Annotated in this window: 23 protein-coding genes and 3 pseudogenes; 13 read left to right on the forward strand and 13 right to left on the reverse strand. The window is 33.9% G+C overall.

What is annotated here, in order from left to right:
* Positions 1-4: 4 nt before the first annotated feature.
* Positions 5-661 carry an NAD(P)-dependent oxidoreductase gene (locus tag DFR56_RS02100; RefSeq protein ID WP_110393756.1) on the reverse strand — a complete coding sequence of 219 codons (657 nt, stop codon included), beginning with the start codon at positions 659-661 and terminating at the stop codon, positions 5-7.
* Between the two features lie 965 nt (positions 662-1626).
* On the opposite strand from DFR56_RS02100, the gene DFR56_RS23270 reads away from it, so the two are divergent.
* The 4 genes and pseudogenes from DFR56_RS23270 (at position 1627) to DFR56_RS23380 (ending at position 3571) form a co-directional block, all read left to right on the forward strand.
* Complete coding sequence (locus DFR56_RS23270) at positions 1627-1809, forward strand: MerR family transcriptional regulator (RefSeq protein ID WP_211320590.1); 183 nt, start codon at positions 1627-1629, stop codon at positions 1807-1809.
* Positions 1810-1941: 132 nt separating this feature from the next.
* Entirely contained in the window at positions 1942-2223 is a 282-nt protein-coding gene (locus DFR56_RS22760; RefSeq protein ID WP_244916415.1) for a hypothetical protein, read from the forward strand.
* 136 nt (positions 2224-2359) lie between these two features.
* Complete coding sequence (locus DFR56_RS02115) at positions 2360-3049, forward strand: MBL fold metallo-hydrolase (RefSeq protein WP_110393758.1); 690 nt, start codon at positions 2360-2362, stop codon at positions 3047-3049.
* 177 nt (positions 3050-3226) lie between these two features.
* Positions 3227-3571 (forward strand): annotated as a pseudogene (locus tag DFR56_RS23380) (GrpB family protein).
* Between the two features lie 485 nt (positions 3572-4056).
* Here DFR56_RS23380 and DFR56_RS02125 read toward each other — a convergent pair.
* Complete coding sequence (locus DFR56_RS02125; protein ID WP_110393759.1) at positions 4057-4485, reverse strand: VOC family protein; 429 nt, start codon at positions 4483-4485, stop codon at positions 4057-4059.
* Positions 4486-4568: 83 nt separating this feature from the next.
* Here DFR56_RS02125 and DFR56_RS02130 point away from each other — a divergent pair, with 83 nt between their 5' ends.
* A complete protein-coding gene (locus DFR56_RS02130; protein ID WP_110393760.1) occupies positions 4569-5507 on the forward strand; it encodes a helix-turn-helix transcriptional regulator in 939 nt (312 codons plus the stop codon).
* Positions 5508-5609: 102 nt separating this feature from the next.
* Here DFR56_RS02130 and DFR56_RS02135 read toward each other — a convergent pair whose 3' ends face one another.
* From DFR56_RS02135 to DFR56_RS02175, 8 genes and pseudogenes are all read right to left on the reverse strand, one after another.
* Positions 5610-5831: a cysteine-rich KTR domain-containing protein gene (locus DFR56_RS02135; protein ID WP_425326631.1), complete on the reverse strand. Its 222-nt coding sequence runs from the start codon at positions 5829-5831 to the stop codon at positions 5610-5612.
* 10 nt (positions 5832-5841) lie between these two features.
* Positions 5842-6381: a GNAT family N-acetyltransferase gene (locus tag DFR56_RS02140; RefSeq protein ID WP_110393762.1), complete on the reverse strand. Its 540-nt coding sequence runs from the start codon at positions 6379-6381 to the stop codon at positions 5842-5844.
* Positions 6382-6393: 12 nt separating this feature from the next.
* The gene (locus DFR56_RS02145; RefSeq protein WP_110393763.1) at positions 6394-6990 is read right to left on the reverse strand and encodes a TetR/AcrR family transcriptional regulator; all 597 of its coding nucleotides are present in this window, start codon (positions 6988-6990) and stop codon (positions 6394-6396) included.
* A gap of 76 nt (positions 6991-7066) precedes the next feature.
* Positions 7067-7174, reverse strand: a pseudogene (locus DFR56_RS02150) (conjugal transfer protein); the annotation flags it as partial.
* Between the two features lie 649 nt (positions 7175-7823).
* Positions 7824-8264 carry a carboxymuconolactone decarboxylase family protein gene (locus DFR56_RS02160; protein ID WP_110393952.1) on the reverse strand — a complete coding sequence of 147 codons (441 nt, stop codon included), beginning with the start codon at positions 8262-8264 and terminating at the stop codon, positions 7824-7826.
* A gap of 379 nt (positions 8265-8643) precedes the next feature.
* A complete protein-coding gene (locus DFR56_RS02165) occupies positions 8644-9408 on the reverse strand; it encodes a hypothetical protein (RefSeq protein WP_110393764.1) in 765 nt (254 codons plus the stop codon).
* Positions 9405-10319 carry an ABC transporter ATP-binding protein gene (locus DFR56_RS02170; protein WP_110393765.1) on the reverse strand — a complete coding sequence of 305 codons (915 nt, stop codon included), beginning with the start codon at positions 10317-10319 and terminating at the stop codon, positions 9405-9407. Before DFR56_RS02170 ends, DFR56_RS02165 begins: the two co-directional genes overlap by 4 nt.
* A 6-nt stretch (positions 10320-10325) precedes the next feature.
* Positions 10326-11087, reverse strand: a complete 762-nt coding sequence (locus tag DFR56_RS02175) for a MerR family transcriptional regulator (RefSeq protein WP_110393766.1) — start codon at positions 11085-11087, stop codon at positions 10326-10328.
* A 309-nt stretch (positions 11088-11396) separates the two neighbouring features.
* Between DFR56_RS02175 and DFR56_RS02180 the strand changes: the two are divergent.
* The 3 genes and pseudogenes from DFR56_RS02180 to DFR56_RS02190 form a co-directional block, all read left to right on the forward strand.
* Positions 11397-11655, forward strand: a pseudogene (locus tag DFR56_RS02180) (conjugal transfer ATPase TcpF); the annotation flags it as partial.
* A 352-nt stretch (positions 11656-12007) separates the two neighbouring features.
* The gene (locus DFR56_RS02185) at positions 12008-12478 is read left to right on the forward strand and encodes a DUF6323 family protein (protein WP_110393768.1); all 471 of its coding nucleotides are present in this window, start codon (positions 12008-12010) and stop codon (positions 12476-12478) included.
* Positions 12478-13917: a DUF6179 domain-containing protein gene (locus DFR56_RS02190; RefSeq protein ID WP_244916400.1), complete on the forward strand. Its 1440-nt coding sequence runs from the start codon at positions 12478-12480 to the stop codon at positions 13915-13917. Before DFR56_RS02185 ends, DFR56_RS02190 begins: the two co-directional genes overlap by 1 nt.
* A 360-nt stretch (positions 13918-14277) precedes the next feature.
* Here the strand turns inward: DFR56_RS02190 and DFR56_RS02195 are convergent, their stop codons facing one another.
* Positions 14278-15246 carry a quinone oxidoreductase family protein gene (locus tag DFR56_RS02195; RefSeq protein ID WP_110393769.1) on the reverse strand — a complete coding sequence of 323 codons (969 nt, stop codon included), beginning with the start codon at positions 15244-15246 and terminating at the stop codon, positions 14278-14280.
* A 119-nt stretch (positions 15247-15365) separates the two neighbouring features.
* On the opposite strand from DFR56_RS02195, the gene DFR56_RS02200 reads away from it, so the two are divergent.
* Together DFR56_RS02200 and DFR56_RS02205 are read left to right on the forward strand one after the other, a co-directional pair.
* Entirely contained in the window at positions 15366-15965 is a 600-nt protein-coding gene (locus DFR56_RS02200; protein ID WP_110393770.1) for a TetR family transcriptional regulator, read from the forward strand.
* A gap of 311 nt (positions 15966-16276) precedes the next feature.
* Entirely contained in the window at positions 16277-16525 is a 249-nt protein-coding gene (locus tag DFR56_RS02205; protein ID WP_110393771.1) for a hypothetical protein, read from the forward strand.
* A 70-nt stretch (positions 16526-16595) separates the two neighbouring features.
* On the opposite strand, the gene DFR56_RS02210 is transcribed toward DFR56_RS02205, so the two are convergent.
* Positions 16596-17372, reverse strand: coding sequence for a class I SAM-dependent methyltransferase (locus DFR56_RS02210; protein ID WP_110393772.1), 777 nt, complete (start codon positions 17370-17372; stop codon positions 16596-16598).
* A gap of 631 nt (positions 17373-18003) precedes the next feature.
* Positions 18004-19041, reverse strand: coding sequence for an oxidoreductase (locus DFR56_RS02215; RefSeq protein ID WP_110393773.1), 1038 nt, complete (start codon positions 19039-19041; stop codon positions 18004-18006).
* Between the two features lie 144 nt (positions 19042-19185).
* Here DFR56_RS02215 and DFR56_RS02220 point away from each other — a divergent pair, with 144 nt between their 5' ends.
* From DFR56_RS02220 to DFR56_RS02230, 3 genes are all read left to right on the forward strand, one after another.
* Entirely contained in the window at positions 19186-19629 is a 444-nt protein-coding gene (locus DFR56_RS02220; protein WP_110393774.1) for an Lrp/AsnC family transcriptional regulator, read from the forward strand.
* A 521-nt stretch (positions 19630-20150) separates the two neighbouring features.
* Positions 20151-20828: a response regulator transcription factor gene (locus DFR56_RS02225; protein WP_110393775.1), complete on the forward strand. Its 678-nt coding sequence runs from the start codon at positions 20151-20153 to the stop codon at positions 20826-20828.
* Positions 20825-21835, forward strand: a complete 1011-nt coding sequence (locus DFR56_RS02230; protein WP_110393776.1) for a HAMP domain-containing sensor histidine kinase — start codon at positions 20825-20827, stop codon at positions 21833-21835. Before DFR56_RS02225 ends, DFR56_RS02230 begins: the two co-directional genes overlap by 4 nt.
* The last annotated feature ends 3 nt before the right edge of the window (positions 21836-21838 follow it).

Genomic DNA, 21838 nt, shown 5'->3' on the forward strand with positions numbered 1-21838 from the left:
ATTCTTAATCGACACCTGCAATGAGATGTACACCTTGCCATCGTTCTCTTACCGCATCACACACAGCTGTTGCAAAATCTTCATAACTGATACTTTTCTTCAAAAACTCCATTTCGTCATTTGAGGCTTTCCAACGTTTATGAGTTCCAACACGCAGTCCATCAGGAATATAGGCTGGTGGTGGAATTAAGTAAGCCCACGAAGCTTGAGGTAATTCTTCTAGATAATCGCGTAGCTCAGCGTGTGCTATGCCTCTAGGCAATGTGCGTTTAGGAAAAGTAGAATCTTGCCAAAATCGCTGGCCGTAAAGCGTATGTAAAGATCCGGCACCACCCACGGTGATTATTAAACGACCCTCCATATCTCCAACGCCTTCCCGAATCCGCTTGTCAAGTGTGACCAATGCTGCCCGAGGAATATTCCCTCTGAGTCTAATTGCATTCACAATAATATCAGCCTGAAATGTAGCCTTACGTAGGCTCAATATATCGTCTATATCTACAATCGTAGTGTGAATAGGTCGTTTAATTTTTGGAAGCCTAGAAGAATCACTTACATCTCGTATGGCTGCTGTCACCTGAATATGCTCATACTCTGATAATTGTCTGAGAATCGAATTTCCTGTGCGTCCAGTCGCTCCTAAAAGTAATAAACGTGTCATGGACAATCAACTCCTCAAAGTTTGTTATAATTTATTTTTTCTCTGATCTGTGTTCTTACCTCAAACTAAAAAATTTCAAGAACAGCGAAAGTCCCTTTTCACTGTCTACGTTTAGTTATAAAAAATGAAATGGCTAATCCCATTCCGAAGATTTACGTTAATGACACAAAAGCTAATCATATAACTTCCTGTTTTTAATAACAATACGATTATGATCGGGCAAAGACTCGTTCCAATAAACAAGACTGCCCCATGATTTTTTCCGCCAAGATGACCTACTAAGGAAATCAGAGTAGGTACGGTGATAGCAATGCTGGTAACAAATACTACACTCATTCACAACTAAGAAAAAGAGATTGGTACTCATCCCAACAACAAAGATACCTATCACTCCTACCGTAAGCCCACCTCGCAAAACGGTAAGTAAGTTATATTTATTGGCTAATTTGCCTGCAAAAGGTGCAAATACCATCCCAATAATTCCAACCATTCGAACATATAAGATTCCGTCTTCATTCCGCTGCGGCGAATCTTTGAATAGAACGTAATGCAATCACCCAAGATAAGTTGTTAAAAATGGGAACTGCAAATGTACTAAAAGTCAACATTAATAGTCCAGTAAACATGGTGTAGGGATGTATTTTCTTTACTTAACTCCATAACAAACCTCCTATTGAATATAAATTACTTAAATTGAAATCTATTGATGTATATTGTAATTTAATTGCAAATGCAAGTCAATAGGTGATTTGTAGATTAACTACTTTTATTGTAGAATAGTTACAAGGTACAACGTAAATAAGCTTTCTAAAAATAGAAAGCAGTATTTCTCCAACAACATAGAAGAAATGAATAGATATGAAAGTGATTCTGATAATGAGATAGGAGAGTGCCTTATGAATGAAAAGGATCAAAATCTAATGCTCTGATGGACTTAAATTTGTTGAAGCTGGTGGTTGGAATCGGTGGGGTATCCAAAATCACTGGAATTCCGACTCGTAAAATTCGTTATCTGGGAAGAAAAAGGAGCCATTCAATCTGAGTCCGGTGCAGAAGGTTCCACGAGAAGATATAATTATTTAAATGTGAAAAAGATGCTCCTTATTCAAGAAATGATAATGAAGGTTTTCATTAAATGCAGCGATTAAAAAAGTGGAAAAACGGATGGTTACGTTAAACGAGGCTTTTCGTAAGCTAGCTGATATGATGCCAGATTTAGATGAGATTAAGAAATATATAAGTGAGGAAAACTATGAATATATTTTTATTTAGATACAACTATTACCTTTTCAGACCCATTTTTCAAAAGAAATTATAACCGGAATTTTTTAAAATTAGCTAGAGAGTGTAAGGACTTAACTTTTTATATGTCCGAAATTGTATACAAAGAAACGAAAAGACATTTTGAGAAAAATATTAAGGAGAATTTAGAAAAACCAATTAAAGTACAAAATAAATTACAGAATTATAATCGAGGCGATCTTGAAACAGGTATAGATAAAGGGATAGAAAAGGTGAATGATTTATTGGGGGATTTTGAAAAGTTCTATAGTCTTTTGTAGAAGATATCAAATATTTATAGTGATAACTCTAAGATGAATTATTGTAAACTAGATTAACTGAGTTATTAAAATATTTTAACGTACTTTAAAGTTCGTGCGATGTATTAAAACTAACGAGCAGTATGGAGGAAGAAAAATGGAGATATTAGAACTACCAATTGAATTTGAATTTAATGGACAAAAAAATTACATTTATCCTAGCTTAATTATATTGAATAATGAATTAACCTTGGTCGATACAGGATATACAAATTTTTTAACTTTAATTGAAAATGAAATTTTAAAAAATGGATATGAAATAAAGAATTTAAAGAATATAATTATTACTCATTATGATGATGATCATATAGGTTCCTTATATGATTTCAAAGAAAAGTATCCTTGGATTAACATTATAGCGAGTGAAATGGAATCAAAATACATTAGTGGTGAAATGAAGTCAGAGAGATTGATTCAAGCCGAAGAAATGTTAGAAAATATGCCAAATGAAGAAAGCGAATTTGGTAAATGGTTTATACAGCAATTAAAGAATTTAAAGCATGTTTCAATTGATGAAAAGGTACATGATGGCGATATGATTTTAGATAATAAATGTAAAGTAGTAGCAACACCTGGGCATACTTCAGGGCATATTTCATTATATTTTCCAAGTGTAAAAAGTGTAATTACAGGTGATGCAGCTGTTCATGAGAATCATGAATTGGTCATTGCTAATCCACACTTTTGTTTAAATGTTGAGAAAGCAGAACAGTCTTTAACAAAAATTAAAAGGCTTAAAGCTGTGAATTACTATTGTTATCATGGTGGAACATTATTTGTAAGGTGATAAGGGGAGACAATATGAATGAACCAGTTGTTATTGAAGATTACAATTCAGATTGGTTGAAGGAATATGAACAAGAGAAAAACGCGTTATGGAAAATACTAAACGGAAAAATTATTGATAGAGCATATTGGTAGTACATCTGTTGCAGGATTAGGGGCAAAACCAATCTTAGATATTATGGTTGGTGTCAGTGATTTGGAAGAGGTTAATCAGTTCATTATTCCTCTTGAGAAAATGGGATATGAGCATGTTGTTCATATGGAATTTCCCAACAGAGGATTCTTTCGGAAAGGAGTATGAAGAGCTGGCACGCATCATCTGCCCTTTTATAAATATGAAAGTGAGGATTGGAATCATAAAATATTATTTCGGGATTACTTAAAAAGCCATTCATCTGTACGAAAGCAATATCATCAGTTAAAAAAAGAATGTAAATTTGACAGACCTGCTTACACGAAACCTAAAGAGGCGTTTATTCGAGAGATTATTAAAAAGGCAAAGGAAGAAAAGGGTTATAAATAAAATGCCGCAATCGGGCTCGATTGCAAAATAAATTAAGATATGAGAGATCCAAAACTTGCTCTTGCAGGATTAAGAATTGAGTTAGAAAACACATTGATTAAATTAGTTGAAAAGAACAATCTCGATGGTCAACGACTTGGTCTAAGTAAAAATAACTAACATTTTATCAAAAAACAATATCATTACTATCGGTGAAAGATCATTGATATAGATATTACAGGTGTTTTAAATCGTGCCGTTCACAGCCAATTAGGTGAGTATAACAGTGAAACTTTTGGCTGGGTTTTTGACGTGGATTGAAACTGTTAGACTCACTTGGAAAAAGTTAAGTGACTAGACAAATGAAAAGACGTTCAAAGACTTGAACGCCCTATTAAGAGTATTGAAGTTTGTTCATTTTTCAAAATACTGATGATGACAATGTCATGCTATTTTCCAGTGTGATACTTGCACCAGTGATAAATGTTCACGCCAATCAGATTAATTCATGCTCGTCTTTTCGTAAATAAATGGAAGCATACTCCAAATGGATCCTTTACATATCCATAACCTTCTGTATAAAAATCGCCTTTGTATTTTCTTAATATGCTTGAACCTTTTTCAATCATTCTGTCATAGATAGCTTTTGTTTCTTCCGCTGTATTAAAGGTGAGACAAATAGAAACATTAGTCCCTTCTGTAATAGGAAGACCTTCTGTATCATCAGCCAGCATTATTTTAATATTCCCAAATTGTAGTACGGATTGGTCAATTCGATTGTAATCATCTTTAGAAATACCTTTCTTTGCTTGTTCTGGTCTGTCTTTCACCCTTTGCATATAGACTGTTGTTGCATTAAAAATTTCTTCATAAAACAATCGTGCTTCTTCTGCATCGGTTGTTATTAAAAAATAGGGCGATACTTCAAACTCCATTATAAATCCTCCTTATCATTTTGATATAATACAAGTATAAAATTAAATGGTGCCACTTTACGGCACCTTAAGGAGAATATTGTATGAAAAAATCAATGCGTTTATATCATATGATTCACTTTGTCAATACAAAGACCTTCTTCAACCTCTCTGATTTGATGGAGAAATTTAATATTTCAAGGAGAACAGCATTACGAGATATTCAAGAAATGGAAATACTTGGCGTTCCCATATATAGTGAAGCTGGAAAACACGGCGGATATCGAATCATCCGAGAAAGAAATTTAACAAAAATTGATTTAACGAATGAGGAAAGTAACGCTCTGATATTTGCCTTAACCAGCATTTCGAATATGAATTCTCTGCCATTCAGCACTACTTATGAAGATATTTTTCATAAAATATACACCAATTCTACTACTGAACAGAGGGATAGCATTGATTTCTTTAAAAATAAAGTGAAGTACCATCATATCCATGTAAATAAGAGTGAGTTTGATGTAACTCCTTTTATTCAAGTTATGGCTAAAAAGAAATGGCTGCATATTATTTATGCTGATACAAAAATGAACGGACTTTATTTTATCATTGGCTTTCTTTTTAAAAATGGACTTTGGTATATGGTTATTATAAATGAATCGATGAACTGTACCAAGATTCTAAATGCAGAAAAAATTAATGGACTTCAAGAAATAACTGAAATGAAGGAAATACCAAAGATAACGATGGATAACTTTCAAAAGTATATGTTTCGTCCTGATAATAAAATCAAAATAGAAATTCATTGTCAGGAGAGAGGTCTCAATATGCTAAAGAATCATCTTTGGGATAGCGTAACGATTTCCCGAATAAGCGATAATATGTATCTCTTTGAAACGTATGTGAATGAAAAGGATTTGAATTTTATTTCCTCTTTACTAAGTAAAATGGGTAAACATATTAAAGTAGTCTCCCCAGCGCCTTTAATACAGAAAATAACCAACGAGTTAGAGGAAGTCTTAGCAATGTATCAGAATAGCTAGGACTTCTAATTTAAAGGTATGATCACTTTTTAAATGCAATGTAATTGTGATTAATAGATGAAAAATCTACAAAGAGCCAATAATATGAGTTGAAATCTCATATTATTGGCTCTGCGTCTTAGCGTCTGGCTCTTTAACTAAAGTGATCTTATATTTATTTATATTGACTAAACTTTCTTGTTTACATTTAGGACAGTAAAGGGGAAAGTTAATTAATACCGTATCTACACATACCTTAGTACGTGTCTTTGATTTACAAATAGGGCAGAATATCCATTTGCTTTTTTCATTCATATAATCAACATAATCCTTTCCTGAATACATCTTTATGAATTCATTTCACAAAATGTTGGTTATATTCATCTTTCAAAATGCCCATAATGACAATATCATGCCATTTTCCCGTACGATAAAGTGCTTGTCGAAATTTCCCCTCATGTATAAATCCCATTTTTTCATAAAGTTTTATTGCTCTTTCATTAAAAGAAAACACTTGTAAATATACTCGATGTAAATTTAATTCATTAAATGCAAAATCAAGTATTAAAGAAATAGCTGCTGTTCCAATACCTTTTCCCCACATATCTTTTACACCAATATCAATTATACATTCAGCAGAACGATTTTTATAATCTATATTAATTAGAGAAACAATACCGACAGTTTGTTCAGTTTCTTTATATTCAATTAGATAACCTTTAGCAGTAGACTGAGAAACAATTGCAGAAATATATTGTTCCGTTTCTTCTAAAGTGTATATGTCAAGTTGAGGACTAGTAGTTTCCATGACTTCTATATCGTTACGCCAATCATGATAAGTTGTATAATCATTAGCAGATAATTTCCGTAATTTAATAATTTTATTTTCAAACATTCATATCTCTCCTTAAGTTAAAATATTTTCAATCATTTTATTCACTAAATTAAGTATATCTGAAAGGTTGTTGCTAGAAGAATATTGATAATATTGATGTAGCATAACTCCATCAATCATAGAAATAAGCAATTCACAAAAAGAACTTACATCAATGTGCTTTTGAAATTCACCTTTTTCAATCCCGATATTAATAAATTGTTGAATATTATGTGATAGCCTTTCATGCCTTTCTCGTAAATATGGAACTTCTTCAATATTATGAGCAAGAAAAAACTCTGACTTGGCACGAACTAAATTAATTTCTTTATCTTGAATGGAAAGAACTATTTCAGAAATCCAGTCGTTTAATTGAGGCAGTAAAGGCTCCTTTATATTGGGAGCTAATAATTGATTGACTTGTAATGAATCATCATATTTTAATGCAGCTATAAAAACAGAATCAATATTTTCAAAATGTGCATATAATCCACCTCTCGATACTTTAGCTTCATTCATAATATCTTTCATTGAAGTGTTAGAATATCCTTTTCTAGAGAAGACATTTATAGCAGATTTTGCTATATTACTTCTTCGAGTTACTAAATATTCTTTACTTACCTGTGGCATGGATAATCTCCTCTACACTAAAATAGACACATGTGTCTATTTTAGTGTAGAGTTATAAATTCAATTTGTCAATATTTTACTTAACAATCTTCCAAATATCTTCGTTCTTTTCCAAAACCAAATCAAACTGTAAAACTTGTGTTGCCTTTGTCTGTTTGTCGATATATTTCACAGTCAACATAATTATCACTGGCCTTATGACTGTGCTGTGTATGTTATGATACTTTAAACTATAGGGAAGGTTCCCTCAATAAGGAATTAAGGAGAGAAATTATGAAGATCCCTAGAAACTTTAGAAATTGCTTTCCTGATAAGAAAGTTTACATATCTGCTAACCATAATTAGGCATTTGCAGCATGGGAACTGTACAAATTAGCAGGGAAGGTTAAAAACAATGCAACATTAATTCATGTAGATGCCCATTTAGATGATGTTTGGGATGGGTTAGAAATTGAAGGTTGATTGATATTGAAAAATGCGAAGATATTTTTGACGTCGCTGGTAAAATGAAAATAGTTACTTTATATGGCCTACAGTTGGAGCTGGACGTATTAAACAATAGAAAGGATTGGAACAAATGAAAAGCTTTTTTAAGAAAAAAGAAAAACAAACGCTAGAAACAAAATCTAAAAAACCGAAAGTAAGGGATGTTGGAACACGCAAAAAATTAGTGATAGTTTATGGATACTATTGACTAGCATTCTTACCTTCGGGATCTATAAAATTAGTGAATATAGAAATATGCCGTAGGTTCAAAAGATCTCTCATTTTAATATCTAATTTTAAAATGGCAATTATTATTGAGCACTTTCATATGTTAATCAAATTGTCATTTACTCACTAGCTTGATTGCCCATGGATATAGATAGCCTATTCCACATATTAATCTGATTAATAATCATCACTAAATCTACATATTCTTTTTCATCATAATGCTCTCTTACTTGGTCATACAACTCATCACTAACGCCTTTTTCCGAAATTAAAGTCATATTTTCCGCTAAATGTAGTGCCACTTTCTCTTTTGGGCTATAAATATCACTTACATTCCATGTTTTTAATTGATCAAGCTGGTCATTTGTTACTTTTAACTTTTTTGCCCCTTTTGTATGCATGTTTATACAATAGGAGCAACCATTAATTTGCGATACTCTTAACTTGATTAGTTCCGCTAATTTTTTATCAATGACTAATTTTCCAACATATCGCTCCAACCCCATTACTTTTTCTAAAGCATTTGGTGCCACTTTGAAATAGTTAATTCTATTTTTCATATTCATAAACCCTGCTGCCTTTACAATACCTTTATTAACGAGCTTGCTCATGCTATCTCTCCTTTTCATATAATTTTAAACTATTTTATTGATTAAGCCGCTGTAGCAAATTTGAAGAAATCGTATCCATCAATGATAATCTAAGTAAAAATTGCCATAATCACAATAATCAAGAAAGAATAATACAAGGACTTTACTTAGCGAAGGTTGTTTAGAGTGCCACACTTCTAAGTGCCTCAAAAGAATATCCATGACCAACATGGTTCATTGTTTTAATTAAGCGATTTAGGGCTTCGTCTAGGATTTTAAATTTGGAAGATTGAGTATTTTAGTTAACATTTCCTATTTCCTTTCTATCCATGATCAATAGGATGTTTAATTAGAAATTGGATTTTTTAAATTTCCTAATTCCTAAAGAGCAGGAAATAAGTATCCACAACATAAGAATTAGTACTGCATAAATCAGTGAACTACTAATTGAATTTGTATTTATTTCTGAAAACATATGAAGAGATTTTTCTGGAAAAATTGATAAAGTAACATCTGAAAAATTAGCTGGGAACATTTTAATGAGTGCAGGTAAAAACATTACACCTAATGCATAGGTTATTCCACCAGAAGCTGATTTCATATAAAATGCACCCGCCGCACTTAGTAAACTGTAGAATATTGGCATGATAATAATCCCAATGAGTTTTATGAATAATGTTTGTTCAAAGAGAGGTAACCTATCCAGGTTGTATATCGATAAAACAAATTGATTTATTGCGAAAATGAAGCATGTTAAAGTTATACTTACTAGAAAAGATAGTATTGCAATAAACAAAATCTTGGACATAAAGTATTTTCGACGTAAAGGTGTAATTGCTAAAGATGTATGAATCGCCCCTGTCGTAAATTCCTTGGAGATTAAATTGGCTGTAAAAATGATTAACATGATAGCTGTTACATCTATTCCGAGTAATGTAATATCAAGAACCTCAATACTGGATAGCTCCGTTAATTTTTTTCCTTGGGTGATGTCGATGGTGAATAAGAATGTTATACCAAATAAGATACTAAGTAAAAATGTGGCAATCAAAAAATTTCTGTACCCTGATAGGTAGGTAATTTTTTTGAAGTCTGTTTTAATTAAATGCATCATTTATTTTCAACTCCTTGTGAAACATAATCCACTTTCCCGTAGGTGATTTCAGTAAATAACTCCTCTAACGTTGGTTGTACTTCTTTAAGTTCATAAACGACTATATGATGATCATAAGCTAACTGGCCACCCTCTCTTGCCTCTATGTTTCGAACTTCTAATCCTTGATTAAGTTGCTGAACCATTGCCTGATTTTCTGTTAAAACTCTTGACATTTTATCTATATTATTAGTTTTAACGTAGATATACGAACTAAGGCTCTTTTTGTTCATTTCTTCCATTGTCATATCCGCGAGTAGTTTCCCTTGTCCAATAATGATAATCCGGTCAGCAACGGCTTGTATTTCACTCATTAAGTGACTTGATACGATAACCGCCTTTCCCTCTGCCGCAAGTTGATTAAATAGTTTCCGAAGCCATTTAATGCCATCCACATCCAGCCCATTAAATGGCTCATCTAAAATAACAGTTTCTGGGTTGCCCATTAAGGCGGTCGCAATACCTAGTCGTTGTTTCATGCCAAGGGAATAATCTTTTATCTTTTTGTTTTGAGCCATTTCTAACCCAGTAATTTTCAGCATTTTATCTACCCTACTTTTATTAATATTGGCAGCTGTTGAAATTAAGGACAGATGTTGTCGTGCTGTAAGATTGTTATCTACCGCAGAAGGATCAATTAATGTTCCGATTTTTGCAGTCGGTTTAAGAAGATCGCTATATTTTTTTTCACCCACTGTAACATTTCCAAAGGTTGGATGAACGAGGGAGATAATCATTTTCATGGTTGTAGATTTACCAGAGCCATTAGGTCCTAATAAACCAGTAACTACACCAGGCTTAAGGGTTAGACTTAGTTGATTTACAACAGTTTTATCCCCATATTTCTTTGTTAAATTATCTAATTTAATCATTATGCATCACCTTTTTTTACAATAATAGTTATGTGTACCTTCTATAAAATCGTTACAAAAGTTATATAAAAATATGTCTTCCTCGGGCCACTGATGACTTTGTTCAAGTCCTTTTTCAAAAGCCGCAATCATTTCAGGATCATTGCCTGTGGCATTTTTAACAAATTCATCCCATTTCTTGCCAAACTGATAACCTATGTCACTTTGATAAGGCGTGTTATTTAGCTTATAAGATGTTGCTTCTAAAATTAGCTGTTTCCACTGCCAATAAAATTCAATTACGTCATTGTAATTTGGATATTTTTCCTCAAATTTTTCACTTGTCTTTTGATCAAATTCAATATTGGTATAATCTAAGATGGATTGTTTATTCAAGCCAAGTGCAATCTTCATCATTGGTTCTAAGTCATAATTTTTGTCGGTATCGAGTGTTGCTACGATAGCTTCGATAATGGCTATATTCATTTTTATTTCCATTTCTTTTTGAAATAGGATCTCAGATTGTTTTTTTAAAATCTCTTTAATTTCAGATAAGTTTTTAGTATTCACAAGGTATTTTTTAATATCCTTAAGTGAGACACCCAGTTTTTTATAAAATAAGATTTGCTGAAGTGTTAATAAATCTGCTTGAGTATAATACCTTAAGTTTCTACTTTCATCTCGTTTTGCTTTAAGTAAATTAATTTTATCGTAATATTGAATCGTTCTAATTGTAGTTCCCGATAATACAGCCAACTCCCCCACCGAATATAACCTTTTTTCATTCATTCCAAGTCCTCCTAAATTAATTAAATCATGTTACGTTACGTCATATGCAAGTGTTATAAAAGAATTTAAATATAAATTATCCTTAATATCTACGAAGTTATTAAACTCGATTATGTAAATCAAATGACCACCTGACTAAGCAGGTGGTCATTTGATTGGATATTTTGTACTATTATACTAAAAAAATTCAGACTTTTAAAATAGATTAATAAGCTGTAATTTTAATTTTGTAGGCGAAGTATGAAACATCATTCTATAAACATACGTTAGTTTTTATCGTTCTCCACACGATTATGTTTTATGAATTGCTTTTATTATTCGTTTTTATCACCAGATGAAAAAATACAAGCACGTGATCAATTTCATCAGTTGATTGCAAAAAATCTAGACGGGAAATTTCATGCTTTACAAATTAGTGCTGCAAGAAGCATCCGAACAGTGCAGGAACATAGTAAAGCAGTTTACAAGACATTGCGTATGATGCATCGATGACCAGACAAAAGAGCTTGTTTCGATGATTGGTGAACATCAAGTCGATTATTGCTTTTTCATCGGTTTTAAGCTTTTAAATAAATGAAGAAGAGGTCAAATTTTACAGTAAGAGCTTATATTAGAAAAGGATTCTAACTGGATGATTGTTAAATAAGTGAAAAGAAATGAAAGTCCATGCGCTTTAATATCTGTCAAAACAGGTACTTGCAGGATTGCGCGCGAACTGTTATTTATGACAAAGTATGTAGATACCCTGAAAGTTGTTATAATGTTCAGACTATTCAAGAGAAGAAAAAGACGTTGACAAAGAACGAAGAAAAGAGTAAACTATAAATCTTAATAAAAATTTACGCACCTATTTAAATTGTAACATGAATAGGGATTAAAGTCAATAGTTTTTGGGGGATTTTAAAGGAGGTAATGGGTATATGTTTTTAGCTGAAATATTTCATTCCCTAGATTCCGTGACGTTGGAAAAATATACGGATGAAATAATAAAGATAAATCAAAAAGCAAAAGAATTTGGGCTTGTGTTAACTCGGGATGAAATAAAAAATATCATTGTTTCTAGAAATCAAGTACTCCATAGCTATGGTCGAGTAGAGTTAAGTGTTGAAGTAACAAAAGAGTTAGCCGAGGTTTTTTGTACCTCTCCCTATGTTGATGATAAGAATTATGTATCTACTCTATATGAGTTGCAAGAGATATTTTACTACTTAAAAAATGAGACGGAAGATATGATTGGCGATTTTCAATTGATTGGCATGATGAAGGATTACTTTGATGATATTTGCAGCGGTTCTTTGGAACTTTTAAAGAGTAAGCTTGAAGAATTTGCGGAACGGTTTAGAAGTGATACTCCATTTAGGAAGTCTTTTTTTGAAAGGGATGAACGATAGTGAAATCAGAAGAACGATGCAATAATCACTCCTTAGTGACACAAGGAAAGATGAATCAAGCTCGTCTGTTACAAAACCAGTATACGATATCTATTTTGAATGAAGGATTACGAGTAGGTTTACTAAATAGTGAAGATGTATATGGTACAGAGAGGCAATTGATGTCTATATTAGAGAATTTGATTAGACGGTACACCCAAGGAGAAAGCTCTTCCGTAACGTCTGAAACAGCGGTAAGTATATTAACTTCTGTTTTATATGCCGTTGATGCGTATCTGTTACATTTTAAAAATCCGGAAAAGGCAATCGACGTGTTAAAAAATGACAATGTAAAAAAAGCATATGAACAAGGTATAGATTTGATCCGTCATTGTTTTGAGGAAACAAAACAACTCTATAAGGAGATCAATCATAATAAATTAGATGTTGCAGTGGAAGCATATAATATAACGATTGATGAATCAATTCCCGTGTTTCTAAAGAAATATGGTATCATTTTCGATGCGCATAATACAATGGCAAGCATTGATTATCCATTAGCAATCGACGATATGAGCATTCAAGGTGTTTATTACCTTAGGCAATATTTAACTCATCTAAAAATGGAAACCCAGTTCTGCCTTTTGTTTAACAAAGATGATCTTCAACAGATTTTGGTTAACTATGGGAGAATTTGCGGTTTCGACTATCGAATAGAACTATTCAATATATTTGAATTGGTATTAAATAATGCGATTTTTTCCATCTTATCAGGAGGACACGCCAGTCAAATAACAATCTCAATAAATCAATATAAACAGTTAGATGATTTGTTTAATAAGTTGAATGATAGTCAGGTTCAGTCCATTATTTTAAAAGCTGTGGATCGGTTACGATATCATTTCAATATGAAAGATCCTCAGATGATTAATTATTTAAAACAATGTGGGATGAATCTAGTAAACAGGGTTAAAAGTGTTGTAAACCAAAACCGTCTAGAGATGGTGGTTATCGTGGAAAAGAAATGGAGATCTAAACCCATTGTAACGACATTCAAGGCATCCGATAGAATGAGTGATAATTGCTTTCGGCTATTGATTGAAAAGGTTATGAATTGTGAAAAGTTAGCGGATAAGGTTGATGTAATTCGGACAAATTTTCGTTCCCTTCATGATTATATCGATATGCTGAATACCAACTGTTTATTGGATGATGAATATGAAGAACTTTTTAAGACTTTTGGTGATGTAGAGCTAGCTATTTTGACAAAAATAGTGTTCTATGAGGAATTACGAAATGGTTCAACAGATTTATCATCATTCTATGACAAGGAAGAGCAACATGAAAGTGAATGGCAGAACCATTTTATTGAATTTATTAAAAGCATCGATATTAATAGGAAGGGTACCATTAAGAAATATGTTAATGATATTGATTATGAAGAAATTAGTTTTTACTAACATTGGATTATAAAGTAACTAGATCGGCCAATATTTATATGATATTAACACAAAAAAATAGCATTACATAAAAATTTCATGTAATGCAATTGATTATGATGGACTTCATGTTAACTGATCTACTTCTTTTTATGAAGTATATATTCAATGATTAGCGTTAATTTGAAACCATTTTCACACGGGTGACAATTGAAGATCAATGGTATCTGCTTATTAACAGGTTTTGTTCCTCTGATGACATTTAAAAAATAGGATATTTGGATTATTGGGGGATTGTCTATTCTTATTTCTAAACCTATTCTGCCTCGACCAATTAAAGCATTCTCTCCCCATTTGTTATCAAGTTAATAACGTAACAACTTAAGGAGTAACTACGATTCTTTTCCCTTGAAAATCTGAGCAGTTCCAAACACTCTCGATATCTTGAAGTGGAACTATTTCAATGTCCATATGAAGCTTATCTTGTTTAAACCACTCCCATATCAGATCAGTGCCTTCTTGTATTAATGCTGGAGTGATACCTTTGGTTCCACCAGAAACTTCGAGCCCTGAAGTCCGTAAAGCGTTCGCGGGAAGTGTAAGTTTCGATCCTGATTTTTCTCCTATTTGAACAAGTTGAATTCGATGTTTGTTTAAACTTATTTCTTGCGGAACTAACGCTTTTATGAGTGTTTCTGTTGGATATCCCCATAAAAAATCTAAAATAATGTCTATGCCCTTATTTACCTCCTTTTTGAAGGATGTGAATAATTCCTCTTCAGATTGTTTAAGATTGACAATTGTATCTGCCCCAAGTTCCCTGATTCGTTTCAATGATTCCTCGTTGCGTCCGGTTCCAATAACACGTCCTGCGCCGAGGAGCTTGGCGATTTGGACGGCAAGCTTACCGGCAACACCGGTCGCACCATTTATAAGCACGGTCTCTCCAGGCTTTATCTTCACTCCCCATTTAAGTGGGAAAAGCGAAGTCAATGCCGTGGATGGAAGAGCAACTGCTGTTTCAGCATCAACCCCATCAGGAATTAGGATCGTTGATTCTTTGGGAACGACTGCTTTTTCAGCCATAGAACCATATGGAGGCTTCATACCTGAGAATCCAACCAGTTTACCATCTGAACGTTCGCCCACACCTCTGATTCCGACGACGGCTGGTAATTCAGAAAGGAATTGATGCCTTGCAAAATGCTCCCCTTTTGCCATCATTTGATCGATATTTTCAAGTGTTACTGCTTTCACCTGAATCAAAGTTTCATCGTTGCCTGGTAAGGGTTCTGGGAAATATCCATACCGTGGAATTTCCCCAATTTTGTGTAATACCGCTGCTTTCATGATAAAACCTCCTAAAATAGTTTACTTAACACTGTTAAATTTAACGGTGTTAAGTAAACTTATACTTCATTTATGATATAATGTCAAGAGTACATACAGTGGAATGAAGGGGGTATACCATGGCACTAAAAAAACAACAAATCATAAAAGAGGCATTGGAATTGCTCAATGAAAGCGGGCTTGAAGGAGTCACACTTAGAAAACTGGCAAGCAGATTAGATGTTCAAGCTCCTGCATTATACTGGCATTTTAAAAATAAAAAGGCATTGGTGAATGAAATGGCTGAGGCTATTTTGCAGATGGAGTTTCATGTTCTGGAAGGACGAAAGCAGGACGAGTCTTGGCAAAATTGGATGTTACAGACGTTTAACCGTTTACGTAAGGCATTGCTTTCGCATACCGATGGAGGACGTGTTGTTGCAGGGGCACATCTATCGTTAACGATGGCGGATTTATCTGAGATAGCAATGAATACCCTGGTGAATGCGGGGGTGAGCCTGCGTCAATCCCGCTTGATCGTTCTGACTGCAACCCGTTTTACTTTCGGTCATGTAATTGAAGAACAAACAAATGTTACTGAAATGGAGATGCAAGGCTTTCATGTTGTATCGTTCAATGAGGAACACCCTACACTGGCAGCGGGCATAGAAGAATATTTTTCTGCGGGAAAGACGATTGACGACCTTTTTAATGATGGACTGCGGATGATTGTTGGTTAATCCTTTTATATTCTCGTTATAAAATAAGCTAATTTGCATCCGGATTTTTATTCTATTATTTGGCATGATTGTCGAAGGTTTTAGGAAGAAAACTGGAATTGAAAGGATAATTTATCACCCATATTGGCGATGATATTTATAAAAGGTTATAACAGTTGTTGCATATTACCAAGAAAAAGGACAGATCATTTTTATAAATCCGGCGTTCATTATGGTTGCCCCGGTACTAGTCGGTTATATTGTCACATGACATGTCATTTCACCGAAAGCATAAAATGAATCCATCAATAACCAAAAAAAGGAGAATCGCGATGGCGAAAAGTAGAGCCAAAAAAATAAGAGAAAAGCTGATCAGAGAAGGTTATAGAGATCCTGTTAAAAATAGGGGTATCTATGCTTTGGCAAATTTAAGGACAAGGAAAGGCAAGTCAAAACACGAAAAACAATATCAAAACAAATATGGAGAGCTGTCACCCATTGATAAAAGCCAAATGGATGATAGCTCTTTTCATTATTTTTACAGATGCATCCGACTACCACAAAGTGAGCCATTTAATTGAATAAAAAGAGATGGTTATAGTGATAGGGGAGTACCAGCGATGCTGTCACCCCACAATGAGGAATGTTTCCCTATTTATGTTGTTTTCGGCAGATGCAGACCATAAGTGGGCTATCCGCTTGAAATGGACTCTTGTCAAATTTTCCATACATCTTTTCAAGTACAAATCCATTATAATAAAGCAAACTTTCAAGCTCCTGAGGAAAAAAGTAACGAAGAACAAACGGCTCTACTGTTTCCATTACGTTGGACTCATGCTGCCAGCGACGATTCGTAAAGATATAGTGCTCCAACTGACTTTTATGATCATACGAACGTCGATATGTGCTACTACAATGATACCCTTCATTATCTAACCATGACTCGGCATAATCCTTTTCTACATCTTCATTTACAGCCAAAACCGAAATCGACGGATTCCTAGTTTCGAATGCAAGGACTCCATCTTCATCAAGATGTTTGTGGACGGATCCCAGAAATCCGTCCACTGATTCCCGATCCAAAAAGTGCTGAAATGAGTTACCAGTAATAAATATAAATCGATACTTGCGGCTTAACTCAAACTGTCTTGCATCGGCATGAATCCAATTGACTGAGACATTTAAGCGTTCGGCCTTTTGCTTTGCAAGTTCCAACATTTCAGGAGTTATATCCAGACCAGTAATATCGAATCCACGCTCCGCTAATGGTATGGTTAATCTACCTGTCCCACAAGCAACATCTAAAATTGGACCTCCTTGTTGGTTGGCAAGGTCAAAATAAAACTTGCCTTCTATTTCACCCAAACCGTTTAATCGGTCATAAGTGTATGCATCACGATAGCCTTCTAAATTATCGAAATCTAACATAGACACCTCCAAAAGTTTATGACAATCAAATCAATCAGTTGAACAAATAACGATTTTTTCAATCTCAAGATTCTTTTAATATATAATTTTTTTGCACGTTTAAATTACCTCTATTTAAACTACATCGGGCTCGATTACGGAATAGAGAACTTAAGCTTTTAACATTACTGTATTTAAAAATAGAATCTTTATGCTACTACAGTAACAACAATTTCTGTTACATAGTGTGAAAAGTAATTTTTTGTCTATTTATCCATTATATATTACGTAACAAAAATATGTAACAATAGTAATTATATGCTATCAAAGAATCGAAAATCCATTTACCGATTTATGTTAAAGGATGAACGTGAATCCAGAAATAGAAGCTGAATTTAATAAAATGTATATCCTATCTAAAAAGAATTGCTTATTGATAGTTTCCATTAGTTCATATACCATCATAATGTTTGACAAGTTTGAATTAAGTTCAATCCATAAAAGGACGATAGGAAACGATAAAAACAAAATAACCAGGCGCAAGAAAGAATATATTTTTGCGCCCATTATTTTGTTTTTAAAAGCTTATTGGCTGGCATATGGAATAAATTTACGAAAAAGTAGCATCGTCATATGCTAGCAAAAGATATATCTAATTTAATTGTTCTAAATGGATCTTAGGTTGATAAGGTATTAGTGGCGACGAAGATTTAATGCGATGTACAAAGTCTGGATTTGCAAGCAATGGACGTCCAAACGCGGCCAAATCAACGATCCCGTTTCGTAGTGCAATCTCTGCCGATTCGGGTGATAAATTACCTACACCGATCATAGTTTTATTCCAATACTTTCGAATAAGGCCGTGTAAAATACTAGGATGATGTGTTAAAGGACAGAAAAATTCATTTGCTGATGGATGAATGATTTTGATGTCTGCTCTATGAAATACATCGATTAACTTTTGCACTTCTGTTTCTGGATCTTCCCATACATATAAGGGTAAATCATCTTTATGTTCAGAAAAACGCACAATAATCTTATCCGCCCCAATCTTTTCTCCAACAGCTAGTAAAATTTCTTCTAAAAACAAATGTCTATTCCTTCCATATTCGTCCTTTCTGAAATTCGTCTGTGTGGAAAGGAATTGATCGATTAAATAACCGTGAGCTGCATGTATTTCAACTCCATCAAAGCCCGCTTTCATCGCATTTTTAGCAGCATGAACAAATTGCTTAATAACGAGTTGAATATCACTCTCGGTCATTTCTTTTGGCATTTCATATGGGAAACGGACTTTATGTGTCAAACCATTTGCCTGAATGGGAGATGGAGCCAATGGTTTTTTCCCTTTTGTAAAGTAAGAATGGGACAACCTGCCAACATGCCAAAGCTGGGCTATGATAATACCTTCTTCCTTATGGACGGCGCTTGTTACATTGTGCCATGCATCCGTTTGTTCAGACGTGTATATACCGGGAATTCCAATTGTTCCCCTAGCTTCATCAGCAATTGCGATCCCTTCTGTCATCATCATCCCTATACCATCTCTTGCCCTTTGGCTATAATAATCAACGGTATCAGGATGAATAATTCCTGTTTCATTATTAGCAAAGCCCCTTGTCATTGGCGCCATCACTACTTTGGATTTTAACTTCCATCCATTAACATAAGCAGGGGATAGTAGGTTCATTTCCTACACCTCTCTCTTAAAATAATTACCTTTAATGTTAGAGGAGAATGTTCTATAATGGAATGCAATAATAAAGTTATTAAGGCTGTTTAGCTTATAATTTATAAAAGTTTTAATTCATTTACTTATAAAAGGGGTGGTCCTATGGATGAGATTGATTTTTCCATATTAAGGGTTCTGCAAAATGATGGCAAAATATCGATGACAAGGTTGGGGAAAGAAGTTTCCTTAACCCAGCCAGCTGTTACAGAAAGGGTGAAAAGACTAGAAGAACGGGGAGTAATAGAAAGGTACAGTGCTGTGATTAACCCTAGTAAAGTTAATAAGCCTGTCTCTGCCTTTTTATTATTTCAAGCAAGACACTGTGATAAGTTTGTAAAGTATTGTGAGCAAATGGAAGATGTGCTGGAAATTCATCGGATCAGTGGGCAATATAATTTTTTAGTCAAGATTATTGCCACCTCACTTGAGGGTTTAGAGATTACGATTAATGACTTAGGTCAATATGGTGAATCGACAACATTGGTTGTACTGTCTTCGCCTATGATGCATCGGCCGATTATTCCTATAAAGAAAGAAGAAAAATAGAAGAAGGAGGAGATCATTGAAGTTGATGTGTGATTCAAGAAAAAATATTCGAGCTTATTCAACCATCACACATTACGGCTTCTAATAAAACTAAAGTCTCCCCTAGTATTTCATCCAACTTACTTCCTCTTTTGCACCAATTCAACCTCTTGCCGATGATCTTTATCCTTCTTCCATAAAATGGCCTCAAAAGGACGGGCACAATTACTCCTTTTGCGCCCATTCTTATTGAAAGGCTTAGCCAGTCAGTTCTAGTTGACCTATTTTTTATAAGTTTTTCCTTAAGGCTCTCGTTAAATTAAGAAGTTATGGCAATGAACTTTTTGTTTCTTTTAAGATGTCCCATTGATGTTTTGATTTACCTTTGATCTTTTTTTCAATATAAAAGAGTTCATTCATCTCTTTAGTATCAAATATATTTACAATTCTATATGGATGAGCAAGCTCAATACCCCGCTTGGAAATTAGATTACTATGTTATAATATAAGATAATTTTGAAGTTTAGAGAGAGGGATGTTACTTGAAAAAAAGCGTATTATATATTGAAGATAATGAGAAAATAGGCAAATGGGTAAAAGAAGAATTGGAGCAGCGAGAGTTTTCAGTTCAGTGGTTACTTTCTGGTGAGGGAGCCGAGAAAGAAGTAAATCAGCATGCAATAGTTATTTTGGATATAATGTTACCTGGATTAGACGGGTTTACTGTGGGAAAACGACTAAAAAAGACAGCCCCTACAGTTCCTATTTTGCTGCTATCTGCTCGAACATCGATAGATGATAAGGTAGATGGCTTACAATTTGCGGATGATTATTTGACGAAGCCATTTCATACAGATGAATTAGTTGCAAGATTGGAAGTATTAATCCGTCAAAGTGGTGGAACACATACCAAACGTATTTCATTAGGAGAACATATTGAAGTAGACCTAGAAGCGCAAATGGTATTTGATAAGCAGACAGAGAAAGAAATTATATTGACAGGGAAACAACATCAAATTTTAATGTATTTTTTAAGACATCCTAATCAAGTTTTACCAAAAGAACAAATATTTGAAGCAATTTGGGAGGAACCTTATATGACTGGTGATAAGACATTAATGGTCCATATTCGCCGTCTTCGTCAAAAACTGGAACGTAATCCAGATTCCCCAGAGATTATTGAAACGTTGAAGGGAATAGGCTATCGGGTGAAACGATGAAGCAAACTAGATCATTATTTCGTCGTTTTCTAGTAGGGCATTTTCTATTTATCTTTTTTCCTCCAATTGTGCTTATTTTCTTCTTTGCGTTCATTGGGTTTTCGGATATCAATGAAGAAGATCTGAATACATTAAATCATTTTTACATTATACTACTTTTGTTTGGTTTTATTATTGTCGCATTTGTTGTCATATCTTGGCTTTTCTTCTTGAAACTTCGTATACGTCTGACCCGCTTACAGGAAGTCATGTCATTTTCAGCTACTAATAACTCATTTCCTAAACCAGTGTCTGTTCAAACGGATCGTATGGATGAAATAGACCAGTTGGGAAGTTCTTTTAATTGGATGATTCAGCAGCTTGAAGACAGTCGTAAGCGAGAATATGAAGAGGAATTATTACGACATCGACTCATTGCGAATTTATCTCACGACTTACGAACACCACTTACCATTTTGAGAGGACATGTCACCAGATTAAATAAAGAATCAATGAGTTTAGAAGGACAAAACTCAATAACAGAAATGAACCATACGATTACAAGAGTCGGGGATCTAATGGATGATTTACTTTCCTATACACTGCTTACATCAGGGAAACATTCTTTCAGGCCCACTTCAACAGATATTGGACGTTTAGTAAGAGCATCTGTTGCTGCATGGTATCCTGTATTTGAAGAAAAAGAAATTCAGTTGGATGTTGATTTACCGACAGAGGAGACTTTTTATTGGAAAGCAGATCCTAAATGGATAACACGGGTTCTGGATAATCTATTTCAGAATATTCTTCGCCATGCAGCTGATGGAAAATATGCAAACATTGTGGTTGATGTAGAAAAAGAACAGATCATTGTTGCAGACAAAGGTCCAGGTATGGATAACTCTTCCTATGAGCGTGGGGCGGGAATTGGTTTATCGACTTCAAATTATATGTTGAAAAAAATGAAGCTGAAAGCTGACTTTACATCAAATGAAAATGGCACAAGAGTAGCTATTGGGAGAGCTTAACCT

This window comes from Pseudogracilibacillus auburnensis (assembly GCF_003201975.1).
GTDB lineage: Bacteria > Bacillota > Bacilli > Bacillales > Amphibacillaceae > Pseudogracilibacillus > Pseudogracilibacillus auburnensis.